The organism is Brachybacterium sp. SW0106-09 (genome assembly GCF_001293905.1).
Classification (GTDB): domain Bacteria; phylum Actinomycetota; class Actinomycetes; order Actinomycetales; family Dermabacteraceae; genus Brachybacterium; species Brachybacterium conglomeratum.
In genome coordinates this window covers 111715-125888 of sequence record NZ_BCAK01000058.1, presented here as the reverse complement: position 1 = coordinate 125888, position 14174 = coordinate 111715, and the positions used below count along the sequence as shown (strand labels likewise).

The window sequence follows — 14174 nt, the reverse complement described above, 5'->3', positions numbered from 1 at the left end:
CTGGAATCAGCGTGTCCACGAACAAGGGTCAGGCCCCGTGGTTGGATCGGGGGTGGATCGAACAGAGCACCACGAGAGATAGGCCGACCACTGCCGCGCTGGCCCCGAAGATTGCGATCAGGGGCAGTGCTGTGATCGCAAGGCCGCCCATGCCGACACCGAGAATTCGAGCGGCGTGGAGGCTGCCGGAGATGCGGGCCAGGGCCCGCGCGAACTGGTCCTCGTGGGTGATCAGGAGCCGAGGGAGCACAACCGCGGCAGGCTGCTGGAAGGCCGAGATGACAGCAGTTCCACCGGCGGCAGCTGCCAGGAAGACCACGCCGGAGGAGACCATCGACAGACCTGCGAGCACTACCAGAGCCACGAACTGGATCGCGGTCGTGGCGATGAGGAGGCGGCGTGGCCCGTGCCTGTCACCAAGCGCGCCACCAAAGAGCATGAGCAGGATGCGGGGAACGACGGCGAGGGTGCTGACGACCGCGACAGTTGCGGGGCCGTTGCTCGTCGCCGTCCAGATGAGCGCGAAGGCGAGCATGGAATCTCCAGCCGCCGAGAGGGTCGAGACGATCCACCAGAGGTGGAACTGTGCCGGGAGCCGCCGAGATGCAGGGAAGGGAGTCGACATGCCCACCACCGTGGGGTTTCGAGCTACTTGAAGGTCAAGGCCGCATCGGCATCACGAGGCACGTCATGGCGTCCTGGAGCGGCGACTGGACGCGGACCGGTGTGCTCTCGTCGACGAGGCCAAGCAGTATCTCGGGGCCCTGGCAGATCGACACGGCCGACGCGAGGAGCGCCGATTGCATCTGGATCCGTAGGGCCCCGGATTCGCGGGAAGCTGTGGAGACCCACCCTTGAAGGCGGTGTTCGTCGTTTCCCACGATTTCTCTGCGGTGGGCGTCGATGAGTACGTGGTCGTCAGCTGAGGGGCCCTGGAGGAAGTCGTTGAGCGCCAGCGAGGCGAACCCCGCGATCGTGCGGGTAGGAGGTTGTGTCGAGATGAGCAGGCTGAGGTCGGGAACAGATCGCTCGACCGAGCGCGTCTCCGCCATGACCGTTCCGTAGGCGTCAAGGAGGCGCAGACGGCTTTCGACGATCTCGAGCACTATCTCTGCTCGCTGCGCGCATGCCGATGCTGCGGCTGCTGCTGCTTCAGGAGTTGTCATCACGCGCGCCGCGCCGTCGCTCTCCCTCGGGCGGAGTTCTCGGTAGGCCAGCCAGTACCGATCGGTGGCAATGAGCTCGAGACGGCCGTCCTGCAAAACCCATACGAGACCGGAGACATCATCGGATGCCGCTGAGGTGGCGGCGGCGACCTGGTCGATGGCGGAGGCGAGCACGGTGCCCGGAAGCGTCGCCCGAGCGGCCTGAGGGGTCCGTTCGGCTTCCAGAATGCTCTCGCGAAGAGCAGCCAGTTCCAGCCCACGTCGATGCGACTGAGCGCTGTGGGCCGCGATCATCCTGTCGATGATCCGAGTCGCCTCCGGCGCTGAGGCGTCCAGGAAGTCCCTCATCAAGGGCACCGCGACGCCCGCGGCTCGCATCCTGGCGACGAGCACACCAGCCTCGATCTGGCTCGGAGCGTAGTAGCGGTACCCGGTGAAGGAGTCGACCTCGGCAGGGACGAGAACACCTTCGGCGGCGTAGAAGCGCAAGGCACTTCCCGGGATCCCGACCGCTCGAGCAAACGTGCTGATCGTCAGAAGTCGTTCGTCGCTCACCGCAGAAGCGTGACACACCAGCGGCGCACGACTCAGTCCGAAGAACAATGCTCGATCGAACGATGCCGTCCCCCGGCAGTGGAGATCGGCTGCTGCACGGCTATGTGGCCACAGGGCAGGACCGCGCGGCGCAGGGGGAGGCGGTCTACAGCATTGCGCCGCGTACCAAGGCGCCGGTGGTGCGCGAGTTCGTCGACGACGACGGCGAGGTGCAGCGGAGTCTCGAGCTGGCGCGCTGGGGTCTGTACCCCGCGTGGGCGAAGGACAAGGGGCCTCGCCCGATCAACGCGCGCCTGGAGACGATCGCGGCCAACGGCATGTTCCGCGGACCGTTCTCGAGCGGCCGCGCCATCGTGCCCATGACCGGCTACTACGAATGGGTCGAGGCCGACGACGGCGGCAAGGACCCGTACTTCATCCACCACCCCGACGGGCAGCTGCTGCACGCCGCCGGCCTCACCTCCGCTCGCAAGGCCGAGGACGGCGACGGCTGGGACGTCACCTTCACCATCGTCACGCGCGAGGCGCGGGACGCCAGCGGTGAAGTCCACGACCGCATGCCCGTCTTCCTCACCGAGGATGCCGTCGCCGACTGGCTCGTCCCCGGGAAGCTCGAGCCCGAGCAGAAGGACCCCCTGCTCGCGCAGCTCGACCAGGTCTCCACCACCATGGCCGCCGAGCTGGTGACCGTGCCGGTGGACCGCCAGGTCAACAACGTCCGCACCCTCGACCGCACGGACCCCTCGCTCATCGCACCGCTCGACGCCGACTGAGCCCACCGGCGCCTGGCTGTCCGGCCCCGAGCGCACACTGAACCCCGTGAGCCCCCAGCCCTTCACTCCCTATCCCGCTCCGCCCGCCGGGGGGGAAAAGCAAACCATCGACCGTTCTCAGGCGAGCCGGTCGGGGACCTGCTGCCCGGCCGCGGGCGCCTCGCCGCCGTCGACGGTGTTGAGCATCGAGTGGGCGGCCCGTTCGAGGTAGTCCCACAGGGTCTGCTCGTGCAGCGGCGCGAGCTCGAGCTCGTCCAGGGCCACGCGCATGTGGCGCAGCCAGGCGTCCCGCGCCGAGGGCGAGACGGGGAAGGGGGCGTGGCGGATCCGCAGCCGCGGATGCCCGCGCTCGGCGCCGTAGGTCTTCGGCCCGCCCCAGTACTGGGCGAGGAAGGTCTCCAGGCGGTGCTTCGCTCCGGTGAGGTCCTCCTCCGGGTACATCGGGCGCAGCAGCGGGTCCTCGGCGACGCCCTCGTAGAACCGCTCGACGAGCCGGGCGAAGGTCGGCGCGCCGCCGACGGCGTCGTAGAAGCTCTGCCGCTCGGGCGAGCGGCCTGCAGGGGTGGTCATGGTCGTGCTCCGTCTCTTCGGGGGCGGGCGGGGGTCACTTCCCCGCTTCGACGAAGCGGGGCATGGCGAAGGCGAGATGGGCGTCGGAGAAGCCGGCGCGGATCCGTGCCCGCAGCTCCCGCTCGACTCCCCACTGCTGACCGGGGACGGTCTGGACGACGACACGGCGCTGGTACCTGTTGCCGTCCACCGAGAGCATCCCGGAGATGTCCGCCGGGGCGAGGACCGGCTCCTTCCACTTCGGGTCCGCCTCGAACTCGGCGGTGACCCGCTCGAGGACCTCGGAGACCTTCTCGTCGTCGGCACCGGCGTCGATGTCGAGGGTGACCACGGCGTTGGAGAAGCCGCGCGCGTAGTTGCCCACGCGGATGATCTCGCCGTTGCGCACCGTCCACAGCACGCCGTCGATGCCGCGCACCTGGGTGGCGCGCAGGTTGATCGACTCGACGGTGCCCTCCGCGTACTCGAGGTCCACCCAGTCGCCGACGGCGACGATGTCCTCGAAGAGCATCACGATGCCCGCGACGACGTCCTTGATGATCGTCTGCGCGCCGATGCCGGCGGCGAGGCCGACCACGCCGAGGCTCGCGATGACCGGGGCGATGTTCACGCCGATCTCGGAGAGGATCATCATGAACGCGATCGCCCAGATCACGGCGCGGGCCACGTTCCGGGCCACGTTCGAGAGGGTCTCGGCGCGCTGCTCGCGACGTGCCTGGGCGGCCTTCTGCGAGCGGGGATCGCGCTTGATGACGGTGCTCGCCGCGTTCGAGATCCGTGAGCCGGACTGCACCATCGTGGTGAAGAAGCGGCGCAGCAGCCAGCCGGCCACCAGGCTGAGGACGGTGGCCGCCACGAGGATCACGATGATCTTCACGCCGCTGGTGGCGAGCCACTGGAGCAGCTGATCGGCGAGGTTCAGCGCCTCGTCGGTGGAGGGCGTCGCGAGCAGGGGGTCGAGGTCGGGAGGGAAGTCGTCAGGCATGTCCTCGACGATATCCTCGCCCCGCCGGGGCCGTCATGGCCCGGACGGGGCGAGGCTCGTCACTGTCGGCTCACTCGACGTCCGCGGCGCGCACCCGCTCCTGGCGGGCGACGGTGTCGCGGCCCTCGATGATGATGCGGCGCAGGCCGAAGGGCGCGTCCTCGGAGTCGGCGAGCCACTGGTCCGCGGCGTCGAGCACGCCCTGCCCGCCGTAGGAGTGCGGGAAGTAGCCGGAGACCAGGCGGGTCGCGATCTCGTTCGAGCGCTCCGCCCAGATCCGGGAGATCTCCTCGAAGTAGCGCGGACGGTACGGGGCGATCAGCGTCTCGTCGGTGACGCGGCGGAAGCCCTGCACCACCGCGGTGACCGACTCGTTGGCCAGCGTGTCCTTCTCGACCGTGCGGCGCCATGCCTTGGCCTTGGCGACCTCGGTGGGCAGCGCGGCACGGGCGGTGAGGGCGTGCTTGCGGCCGGACTGGGTGTCGTCGGCTGCGAGCTGCTCGTCGATGCCGGCGGCGTCGATCCCGCCGAGCACGGCCAGGGAGATCACGAGCTTCCAGCGCAGATCGGTGTCGATCTCGCGGCCGGGCAGGGCGATGCCGCCGGCGAGCAGCCCCTCGAGGGTGCTGCGGTGCTCGGTGGTGCGGGCCAGGCGCGTGAAGCTCTCCAGCAGCTGCAGCTGCGTGTCGGAGCCGGCCTCGGCCTCCTGGGCGAGGGCCCAGACGGCGTCGGCCGCCTGCTCGGTGCGGCCGGCGCGCTCCTCCGCGGCGGCGTAGGGGCCGGCGACGGACTCGAGCTGCTGGAGCAGGGTGCGGACCACGGAGGAGGAGCTCTCCCCGGTGAGGTTCGCGAGCACCAGCTGCTGGAAGCGGCGGCTGGGCAGCTCGGCGTCGCGCACCATGTCCCAGGCGGCGGACCACAGCAGGGTGCGGGCCAGCGGGTCCTCGAGGTCGCGCAGGTGCTCCATCGCGACGGCGAGGGAGTCGGCGTCCAGGCGCACCTTCGTGTAGGTCAGGTCGCCGTCGTTGAGCAGCCAGAGGTCGGCGCGGCGCCCGGCGAGCTCGGGCACCTCGGTGAGCTCCCCGTCGACGTCGAGCTCGAGCGTCTCGGTGCGCACGAGCTTCCCGTCCTGCAGGGAGAAGCCGCCCACCTGCAGACGGTGCGGGCGCAGCACCGGGTGCTCCGCCGGGGCGGTCTGCCGGATCGCGAAGCGGGAGACGGCGCCGTCGGCGTCGTGCTCGATCACGGGGGCGAGGGTGTTGACCCCGCAGCGCTGCAGCCACAGCTGCGCCCAGCGGGTCAGGTCGCGGCCGCTGGTGGCCTCGAGCTCGGTGAGCAGATCGCGCAGCTCGGTGTTCCCCCAGGCGTGCTTCGCGAAGTAGGCGCGCACGCCGGCGAAGAACTCCTCCCGTCCGACGTAGGCGACCAGCTGGCGCAGCACGGAGGCGCCCTTGGCGTAGGTGATGCCGTCGAAGTTCGTCTCGACGGCCTCGAGGTCGACCATGTCGGCGACGATCGGGTGGGTGGAGGGCAGCTGGTCCTGCTGGTAGGCCCAGCTCTTCTCCGACAGCGCGAACGTGGTCCAGGCGTCGTCCCAGCGGGTCACCTCGGCGCTGGCGAGGGTGGAGGCGTACTCGGCGAAGGACTCGTTCAGCCACAGGTCGTCCCACCAGCGCATGGTCACCAGGTCCCCGAACCACATGTGGGCGAGCTCGTGGAGGATGGTGAGGTCGCGCCGCTCGCGCACCGCGTCGGCGACGTCGGAGCGGAAGACGTAGGACTCGACGTAGGTGATCGCGCCGGGGTTCTCCATCGCGCCCATGTTGTACTCGGGCACGAAGACCTGGTCGTACTTGCGGAACGGGAAGTCCTGGTCGAAGGCCTGCTCGTAGAAGTCGATGCCGGCCTTCGTCACATCGATGACGTTCTGGGCGTCGACGTGCTCGGCCAGCGAGGCGCGGGCAAAGACGCCCATCGGGATCGTGCGGCCGTCGCGCGCGGTGACCTCGCCGGTCCCGCCCTGGTAGTTGCCGGCGATGAGCGCGACGAGATAGGTGGACATCCGCTCGGTGGGGGAGAAGGTCCAGGTCGCCGTGCCCTCGCCCGCGACCGACGGCTCCGGGGTGGGGGAGTTGGAGATGACGCGCCAGTGGTCGGGCGCGGTGACGGTGAGCTGGTAGGTCGCCTTGAGGTCGGGCTGCTCGAAGCAGGCGAACATGCGCCGGGCGTCGGAGACCTCGAACTGGGTGTAGAGGTACACCTCGTCGTCGACGGGGTCGACGAAGCGGTGCAGGCCCTCGCCGGTGTTCATGTACCGACCGGTGGCCAGGACGCGCACGGTGTTCGCGCCCTCGGCGAGGGCGGGCAGGCGGACGCGGGCGCCGTCGAAGCGGGAGGCGGGATCGGGCAGGAGATCCCCGTTGAGCTCGATCTCGTGGACCTCCTCGGCGATCAGGTCGAGGAAGGTCTCCTGCGCCTCCGCGGCGTCGAAGCGCAGCGTGGTCTCCGTGCGGAAGGTCCGCTCGTCGGTGGTGAGGTCCAGCCGGATCTCGTAGGCGTCGGTGCTGAGGAAGGAGGCGCGGCGGCGCGCCTCGTCCCGGGTGAGGTTCTCTGAGGACATGGGGCCATCCTGCCACCGGGCCCGGCCCCTGCGCTCAGCGTCGGGTCAGGTCCAGGTCCCAGCTGTAGTGCTCGGGCAGCCGCGGCAGCTCCCAGGTGGGGTCCGGGAAGAAGTACTCGTAGCCGGCGGAGAAGGGGTAGGTCCACTCGGCGATGTGCTGCTCGGCGTCGCGGCCGGCGGCGCGGATCCCCTCGACCTCCTCGGGGCTGAAGTAGCCGGTGCGCTCGGCGCCCTCGAGCTCGTCCTCGTCCTTGTAGTGCCAGTCGCGGCGCGGCAGGACCACCAGGTCGAGCACCAGGTCGCGGGTGCGCACGCCCTCCTCGGTCCGCTCGTAGGGGGTCTCGAGGTTGACGTAGTAGCAGCCCAGCGAGCCGTCGTCCTTGAAGAACAGCCAGATCGAGTAGGGCTTGTCGGGCAGGCCGATCATGAGGATCCCGTTGCCGGTCCAGAGCTGCTTGGACTGCACGCGGGGTGCGGTGAACATGCCTTCGTCGCCGGCGCGGCGCAACGCCGCCCCGGACTCGAGCACGGGCAGCAGCACCTCGGTGCCGGGGGCGATCCACACCACCACGCCGCGGTCGTCGTCGAGCACCACGGTGCCGGGGCGGACGGTGCGGGTGGGGTGCTGCGGGGTGTAGTAGGTCCAGGTCACCTGGTCGCCGGGCGACCAGCGCGGGGTGGAAGGCATGGTGGAGGTCCCGGCCGGATCGGCCTCCGCGGACGCCCCGTACCGACCGGCCACCGGGCCGGGGCTGCGCTGCCCGTGGAGGGGTAGGCGTATGGGGCGACCCTACCTCGTCGTCATCTCAGCCGGTGGCGGCACGCCGTCGCGGCGGGCGCCGAGTCGGTGCGTCGGCTCAGGTCAGCGCGGTCCAGGCCAGGCCCGCCGCGCCGAGGAGGCACAGCAGCGCGAGGAGGAGCAGCGCGCCGCCTCGCCGGCGCCGGGGTGCTGGGCCTCGGCGGTCTCGGACTCGCCGTCGCGGGCGCGCTGGTCCTGCGCCGCCGCTGACCGGGCCGGTCCCGGCCGTGGAGTCCCGGCAAGCCCGGCCCCGGGGCGCTCAGCCCGCCCAGGCCTCCCACAGCCGGGCGTAGTCCCCGCCGCGGGCGACGAGCTCGTCGTGGGCGCCCTGCTCGACGACCGCGCCGTCGGCCATCACCAGGATCCGGTCGGCGACCTTCGCCTGCGAGAGGCGGTGGGCGACGATGATCGTGGTCCGGCCGCGGGCGACCTCGAGCGCCGCGCGCTCGAGCACCCGCGCCCCGGAGGAGCCCTCGTCGGCCGTGGCCTCGTCGAGGATCAGCACCGCGGGATCCTGCAGCGAGACGCGGGCGAGGGCCAGCTGCTGGGACTGCTCGGCGGTGAGCCGCTCGCCCTTCTCGCCCACCTCGGTGTCCAGGCCCTGCGGCAGCCGGTCCACCCAGGCGAGCGCCTCCACCCTGGCCAGCGCCACGCGCAGCAGCTCGTCGGAGGCGTCGGGGGCGGCCAGCTGCAGGTCCTCCCGCAGCGTGCCGCGGAAGACGTGCACGTCCTGGGAGACGATCGAGGCATGGCGTCGGACGGCCTCGAGATCCGCGCTCGCGAGATCCGCACCGCCGTGCAGCACCCGGCCGTGGCGGGGGACGAGAGTGCCGGCCATGATCGCGGCGAGGGTCGACTTGCCCGCGCCGGAGGCGCCCACCAGCGAGACGGTCTCGCCGGGGGCGATCTCGAGGTCCAGCGGCCGCAGCACGATCCGCTCGTTGCCGTCCTCGTCCTCGCCGTAGGCGTGGGAGACCTGCTCGAGGCGGATCGAGGCGTCGCGGGGCACCTCGGTGCCGGGGGAGACCGCCGGGTCGATCGAGGTGATCACCCCGACCATCCTCGCCAGGCTCGCCAGCGCCGACTGGACCTCGTCGAGGTTGAAGATCACCGCCATCATCGGCCAGAACAGGGTCACCAGGTACACCGCCGCCGCGGTGACCAGGCCGACGGGCGCCGCACCGGTCTGCACCAGCACGAAGCCGACCCCGATCACCATCGCCAGCGCCAGGTTCTCGGGCACGTTCAGGCCCAGCACCAGCCGGCTCACCAGGTGCATCACGCGCATGTTCAGCAGCGCGGCGGTCTCCGAGAGCACGGCCACGTGGCGGGTCTCGCGCCGCTCGATGCCGTAGGCGTGCACGGTGGGGATGCCGTGGATGGCGGAGAGCAGGCCCTGGGCGCGGGCGCCCATCGCGATCCGCTCGCGGCGGTAGATCGGGCCGGTGCGGCGCAGGTACCAGGTCGCGGCCAGCACGTACATCGGCACGATGATCATGACCATGAGCAGCAGCCACGGCGAGAGCATCGCCATGCCGCCCAGGGTGATCAGCACCAGGAATCCGAGCTGGATGAGGTTCGGGACGAGGTTGTTCACCGCACGGGCGGCGACGTCCACGTCGTCGGCGACGCGGGAGAGGGCGTCGCCGATGCCGGTGCGCTCCATGGTCTGCGCGGGCAGGTCCAGGGCGCGGTCGATCACGTCCTCGCGCATCCCGGCGAGGATCCGCTGGCCGAGCGCGGAGATCATCGACCAGCCCGCCGCCATCAGCACCGCCTGGAGCACCCCGACCCCGAGGATCCGCAGCCCCAGCGACCACACCTCGGCGCTCGAGCCGCCGTCGGCGACCACGTCCACGGCGGAGCCGATCAGACGGGGGAGGATCGCGGCGGCGACCGCGCCGCCGACGGTGATCAGCAGCGTGGCCGTGGCCGAGAGCCAGTGCTCCCGCAGCCGCGCGAGCATGAAGCGCATCGAGGCGCCGGGGCCCGCGATGGGCAGCAGCTGCGCATGCTCGGCCAGCTGACGGCGCGCGGTCGCGTCCTCGCCGAGGACCTCCTCGAGCGGCCGGTCCCAGTCCAGGCCGGCCTTCTGAGGTGCGCTCATCGCCGCACCACCTCCCGGTACGTCTCGTGTCCCATCAGATCCGTGTGCTCGCCCTCGGCGGTGATCCGCCCGTCGCGGACGAAGACCACGCGGTCCGCCGCCTGCAGCAGCGCCGGGGCGCGGGTGACCAGCAGGGTCGCCCGGTCGGTGCGGTGCCGTGCGGCGACCAGCGCCTCGGCGATGTTCTGCTCGGTGACGGCGTCGACCGCGGTGGTCGGGTCGTGCAGCACGAGCACCGGCGCGTCCGCGGCGACGGCGCGGGCGAGCGCGATCCGCTGCCGCTGCCCGCCGGAGAGGTTCGCGCCGCGGTCCAGGATGCGGGTGTCGTAGCCCTCGGGCAGGATCCGCAGCAGGTCCTCGGCGCCGGCGGCGTGCAGCGCCGCGTCGGCCCAGCCGTCGTCGTCGGCCTCGGGCGAGGGGCCCTGCTCGGGGGCGCGGGTCGCGAGCTGCTCGCGCAGGGTGCCGTCGAAGAGGTCCACGACGTGCGGCTCGACGAGCAGGTCCGCCCGCAGGCCCAGCCGGTCCTCGGGCGTGATCGCCACCTCGCCCACGCGGGCGCCGCCGTCGACGCGGCCGCTGACCGCGTCGATCACGTCCGCGGCGTCGGCCGGATCCGCGCAGGCCAGCGCCACCACCTCGCCGTCGGCGACGGACAGCAGCGGCAGGTGGAGGCCGCCGGCGGCGCCGCGTCGGCCCGTCCCGCGGCCGCCGCGCTCGTCGCGCTGCGTGGTGAGCACGTCCAGCGTCAGCTCCGGGTCGTCGACCGTGCGGCCGAGGTCCGTGTACAGGTCCCGCACGCGACGCGCCGAGGTGGACATGCCGGCCCACCACACCGGGGCGCCGGAGAGGCCCTGCAGCATCCCCATCACGTAGCGGGCCAGGCCCACCACGGCGATCAGCACGCCGAGGGTCAGCGCGCCGTCGAGGGTGCGCAGCGAGGCGAGGACCACGACCGCCGCGAGCATCGTCCCGGTCACCAGGGTCGTGAGCCCCGAGGAGAGGCCCGAGTAGCGGGCGTTGACCAGCGCCGCGTCCAGCGCGGTGCGGGAGCGACGGCGGTAGGTCGCCCGTGCCCGGCTCTGCACGCCCAGGCCCTGCAGCACCCGCAGCCCGTGCACGAGGTCGGTCGCGGTCGCCGCGGCCTCCGCGGCCTGGGACTGCTGGTCGTCGTAGCGGGCGGACAGGGTCGGGGTGATCACGCGGATCACCACCACCATCACCACGATGCCCAGCCCCATCGCGAGTCCCAGCCACAGGTCCATCACGGCGAGATAGGCGGTCGCGCCCAGCACCGCGAGGGTCGAGGGGACCACCCACGGGATCATGTCCATCACGTCGGACGCCTTGTCCGCATCCGACGTCGCGATCGAGAGCACCTCGCCGGCGGGACGGCGCACCGTGCGCGAGCGCGGGTCGAGCACCGCGCCGGTCAGGCCCACCCGCAGCCGGTGCCGCTCGTACATGACCGCCTTCTGCGAGAGCAGGAAGGTCCACACCCACAGCAGCACGCCCAGCACGCGCAGCAGGATCAGCCCCGCCGCGCCCAGCACCGTCAGCCGCAGATCGCCGGCGAGGATGCCGTGGTCGATGAGGAGGCCCAGCACGATCGGCATGAGCATCTCGACGCCCTCGGACACGGTCGCCAGCGGCAGGATGAGCGCGAGGGTGCGACGGTGGGTGCGCACGATGGAGCGCAGCACGCCGGGGGCGGGGCGCGCCGGGGAGGAGGTCGCCGCGGCCGCGGCAGGGGAGGAGTCGAGCACTCGTCCGATCCAACCCGTCCGGACCCTGCGGGGCAAGGTGTTTTCCCCCGCCGTGAGCGGACCGACGCACGGCGGGCGCGCCGGTGCGACAATGGGGGCTCGCCAGTCCCCGACCCGAGGAGAATCCATGAGCGCCCGTCGCGTGGAGCTGTTCGTCGACCCCGTCTGCCCCTTCGCCTGGATGACCAGCCGCTGGCTGCTGCACGCCGCCGAGGTGCGCGAGATCGCGCCGGTCTACTCGGTGATGTCGCTGTCCGTCCTCAACGAGGGCCGCGAGCTCGATCCCGGCTATCGCGCCATGCTCGACGACTCCTGGGGCCCGGCCCGGCTGGCGATCGCGATCCGCGAGGCCGAGGGGAACGAGGCCTTCGCCCGCTGGTACACCGCCTGGGGGGAGCGCTACCACGTGGGCGGCCAGAACGAGGACCGTCGCGCCACCGCCGTCGCCGCGCTCGCCGACGCGGGCCTGCCCGCCGAGCTGATCGAGGCCTACGAGCCGGTCGCCGGCGACGAGACCGACAGGGCGCTGCGCGCCTCGCACGAGGGCGCCACCTCCCGCGTCGGCGACGAGGTGGGCACCCCGGTGATCTCCTTCGGCGAGGGCACCGCCTACTTCGGCCCCGTCGTCTCCCCGGCCCCGAAGGGCGAGGAGGCCGGGAAGCTGCTCGATGCGCTCGCGACCCTCTCCGAGATCGACGGCTTCTACGAGCTCAAGCGCTCCCGCTCCGGCGGCGTCGACTTCAGCTGACCGCCCCGCCCGTCCCCGACGGGTCTCCCACCCCCACCCCACGACAGGAAGACAGCCACGACATGCGCGTGCACATCGGCACCGACCACGCCGGCTTCGAGCTGAAGAACCGCCTGGTGACCCAGCTGGAGAAGAAGGGTCACGAGGTCACCGACCACGGCGCCCACGAGTACGACGCCCTGGACGACTACCCGCCCTTCTGCACCGACGTGGGCGAGGCCGTCGTCGCGCAGCCCGGCTCGCTCGGCATCGTGATCGGCGGCTCCGGCAACGGCGAGCAGATCGCCGCGAACAAGGTCGCCGGCGTCCGCGCCGCGCTGGTGTGGAACGAGGAGACCGCGCGCCTGGCCCGCGAGCACAACGACGCGAACGTGATCTCCGTCGGCGCGCGCCAGCACTCCGAGGAGGAGCTCGAGGCGCTGATCGACCTGTTCCTGGCCGAGCCGTTCTCCGGCGAGGAGCGCCACCAGCGCCGCATCGACCTGGTCGCTCGCTACGAGACCACCGGCGGCTACAGCGAGGACCAGGGCGCCGGCGCCGACGCGCGCTGATGCCGGAGGGCCATACCGTCCACCGGCTCGCCGCCGCCTTCGCGCGCGGCTTCGGCGGGCAGCGGGTGCGCACCTCCAGCCCCCAGGGACGCTTCTCCGACGCCGCACGGCTCGACGGCCAGGTGCTGCTCGGCGCCGAGGCGGTGGGCAAGCACCTCTTCCTGCCCTTCGCCCCAACGGCCGACGTCGACCCGGCGGATCCGTCGGTGCGGCACGTCCACGTGCACCTGGGCCTGTACGGGTCCTGGACCTTCGCGGGCGATCCCGGCTTCATCGATGCCCATGCGATCGGCGCCCCGCGCCTGCGCGTCGGCGAGCGGGAGGAGGAGAGCGAGGGCACCGTCGACTGGCGGCGGATCGTGCCGCGGGAGACGGTGCGGCTGCGGATCGCCGGCCCCCGCGGCCTCGCCGACCTCACCGGCCCCACCGCCTGCGAGGTGCTGGACGCCGAGGGCCGGCAGCGGGTGCTGGACCGGCTCGGCCCGGACCCGCTGCGCCCGGACCCCGACGGCTCCGCACGGCGCCGCTTCGTCGAGGGGATCCGGCGCTCCCGCACCACGATCGGCGCGCTGCTGATGGACCAGAAGGTCGTCGCCGGGATCGGGAACATCTACCGCGCCGAGCTGCTGTTCCGGGCGAGGCTGGATCCCTTCGTGCCCGGCCGCGATCTCACCGCCGGGATGTGCGAGGAGATGTGGGAGGACCTGGTCGCGCTGATGGCCTACGGCGCACGGACAGGACGGATCGTCACCACCCAGCCCGAGCACCGGCAGATCGAGGCGCGGATCGTCGAGCGCTCCCGCGGCACCCGCCAGAACGGGGACGAGGACCCGGACGTGGTGCCCCGCGGGGAGTCCTTCTACGTCTACTACCGCCAGACCCTGCCCTGCCGGCTGTGCGGGACGACGGTGCGCTCGGGCGAGATCGCCGCCCGCACGGTGTTCTGGTGCCCGCGCTGCCAACGGGTCCGCAGCCGACGCGCGGGATGGACCCGCGAGCACCCCGCCGCGCCCTGGGCGCTCGCGCGGTGATCGGTGCCGACGGCAGTACCCTGACGCCCATGCCCGACCAGCCCGTCGCCCCGCCCGACCTGCACCGCGCCGTCCTCGACGACCTCTCCGCCCGCACCCTCTACCTGCTGGTGACGCTCCGCCAGGACGTGTTCACGATGGAGCAGGGCGCGACCGACGCGGACCTCGACGGGCGCGAGCTCGAGCCGACCACGGAGCTGCTGTGGCTCGAGGAGGAGGGCGCGCCGATCGCGCACCTGCGCCTGCTGCGGGAGACGGACGGCACGCTCCGCATCGGCCGGGTCGCGGTGCGCGCGGACCGTCGTCGTGGCGGCCACGGCAGGCGCCTCATGGTCGCCGCGCTCGAGCGGGCCCGGCAGCTCGCCCCGAGCGCCGAGGTGCACCTCGACGCCCAGGCGTATCTCGAGACGTGGTACGCCTCGATGGGCTTCGAGACGGTGAGCGACGTGTTCCTCGAGGCAGGGATCGAGCACGTCGCGATGGTGCTGCGCCCCGCGAGCGCCTGA

Annotated in this window: 13 protein-coding genes; 5 read left to right on the top strand and 8 right to left on the bottom strand. The window is 72.1% G+C overall.

What is annotated here, in order from left to right:
* Window positions 1-28 precede the first annotated feature (28 nt).
* Window positions 29-625: an MFS transporter gene (locus tag Y09_RS16145; protein ID WP_082358932.1), complete on the bottom strand. Its 597-nt coding sequence runs from the start codon at window positions 623-625 to the stop codon at window positions 29-31.
* Between the two features lie 34 nt (window positions 626-659).
* Entirely contained in the window at window positions 660-1721 is a 1062-nt protein-coding gene (locus Y09_RS16140) for a MerR family transcriptional regulator (protein WP_053918888.1), read from the bottom strand.
* 62 nt (window positions 1722-1783) lie between these two features.
* On the opposite strand from Y09_RS16140, the gene Y09_RS16135 reads away from it, so the two are divergent.
* Window positions 1784-2494: an SOS response-associated peptidase gene (locus Y09_RS16135; protein WP_234695771.1), complete on the top strand. Its 711-nt coding sequence runs from the start codon at window positions 1784-1786 to the stop codon at window positions 2492-2494.
* A gap of 117 nt (window positions 2495-2611) precedes the next feature.
* Here Y09_RS16135 and Y09_RS16130 read toward each other — a convergent pair whose 3' ends face one another.
* The 6 genes from Y09_RS16130 to Y09_RS16105 form a co-directional block, all read right to left on the bottom strand.
* Entirely contained in the window at window positions 2612-3064 is a 453-nt protein-coding gene (locus Y09_RS16130) for a globin (RefSeq protein ID WP_053918887.1), read from the bottom strand.
* 34 nt (window positions 3065-3098) lie between these two features.
* Complete coding sequence (locus Y09_RS16125) at window positions 3099-4049, bottom strand: mechanosensitive ion channel family protein (protein ID WP_053918886.1); 951 nt, start codon at window positions 4047-4049, stop codon at window positions 3099-3101.
* A 70-nt stretch (window positions 4050-4119) separates the two neighbouring features.
* Complete coding sequence (pepN, locus tag Y09_RS16120) at window positions 4120-6669, bottom strand: aminopeptidase N (protein ID WP_053918885.1); 2550 nt, start codon at window positions 6667-6669, stop codon at window positions 4120-4122.
* Window positions 6670-6703: 34 nt separating this feature from the next.
* On the bottom strand, window positions 6704-7357 hold the full coding sequence (locus tag Y09_RS16115; RefSeq protein WP_053918884.1) for a DUF402 domain-containing protein: 654 nt from the start codon (window positions 7355-7357) through the stop codon (window positions 6704-6706).
* Window positions 7358-7727: 370 nt separating this feature from the next.
* The gene (locus tag Y09_RS16110) at window positions 7728-9575 is read right to left on the bottom strand and encodes an ABC transporter ATP-binding protein (protein ID WP_053918883.1); all 1848 of its coding nucleotides are present in this window, start codon (window positions 9573-9575) and stop codon (window positions 7728-7730) included.
* Entirely contained in the window at window positions 9572-11338 is a 1767-nt protein-coding gene (locus tag Y09_RS16105; protein ID WP_053918882.1) for an ABC transporter ATP-binding protein, read from the bottom strand. Before Y09_RS16105 ends, Y09_RS16110 begins: the two co-directional genes overlap by 4 nt.
* Window positions 11339-11465: 127 nt before the next feature.
* Here Y09_RS16105 and Y09_RS16100 point away from each other — a divergent pair, with 127 nt between their 5' ends.
* From Y09_RS16100 to Y09_RS16085, 4 genes are all read left to right on the top strand, one after another.
* Entirely contained in the window at window positions 11466-12086 is a 621-nt protein-coding gene (locus Y09_RS16100; protein ID WP_053918881.1) for a hypothetical protein, read from the top strand.
* Window positions 12087-12148: 62 nt separating this feature from the next.
* Window positions 12149-12637 carry a ribose-5-phosphate isomerase gene (locus Y09_RS16095; RefSeq protein WP_053918880.1) on the top strand — a complete coding sequence of 163 codons (489 nt, stop codon included), beginning with the start codon at window positions 12149-12151 and terminating at the stop codon, window positions 12635-12637.
* Window positions 12637-13668, top strand: a complete 1032-nt coding sequence (locus Y09_RS16090; protein WP_053918879.1) for an Fpg/Nei family DNA glycosylase — start codon at window positions 12637-12639, stop codon at window positions 13666-13668. Before Y09_RS16095 ends, Y09_RS16090 begins: the two co-directional genes overlap by 1 nt.
* Window positions 13669-13697: 29 nt before the next feature.
* A complete protein-coding gene (locus Y09_RS16085) occupies window positions 13698-14174 on the top strand; it encodes a GNAT family N-acetyltransferase (protein ID WP_234695770.1) in 477 nt (158 codons plus the stop codon).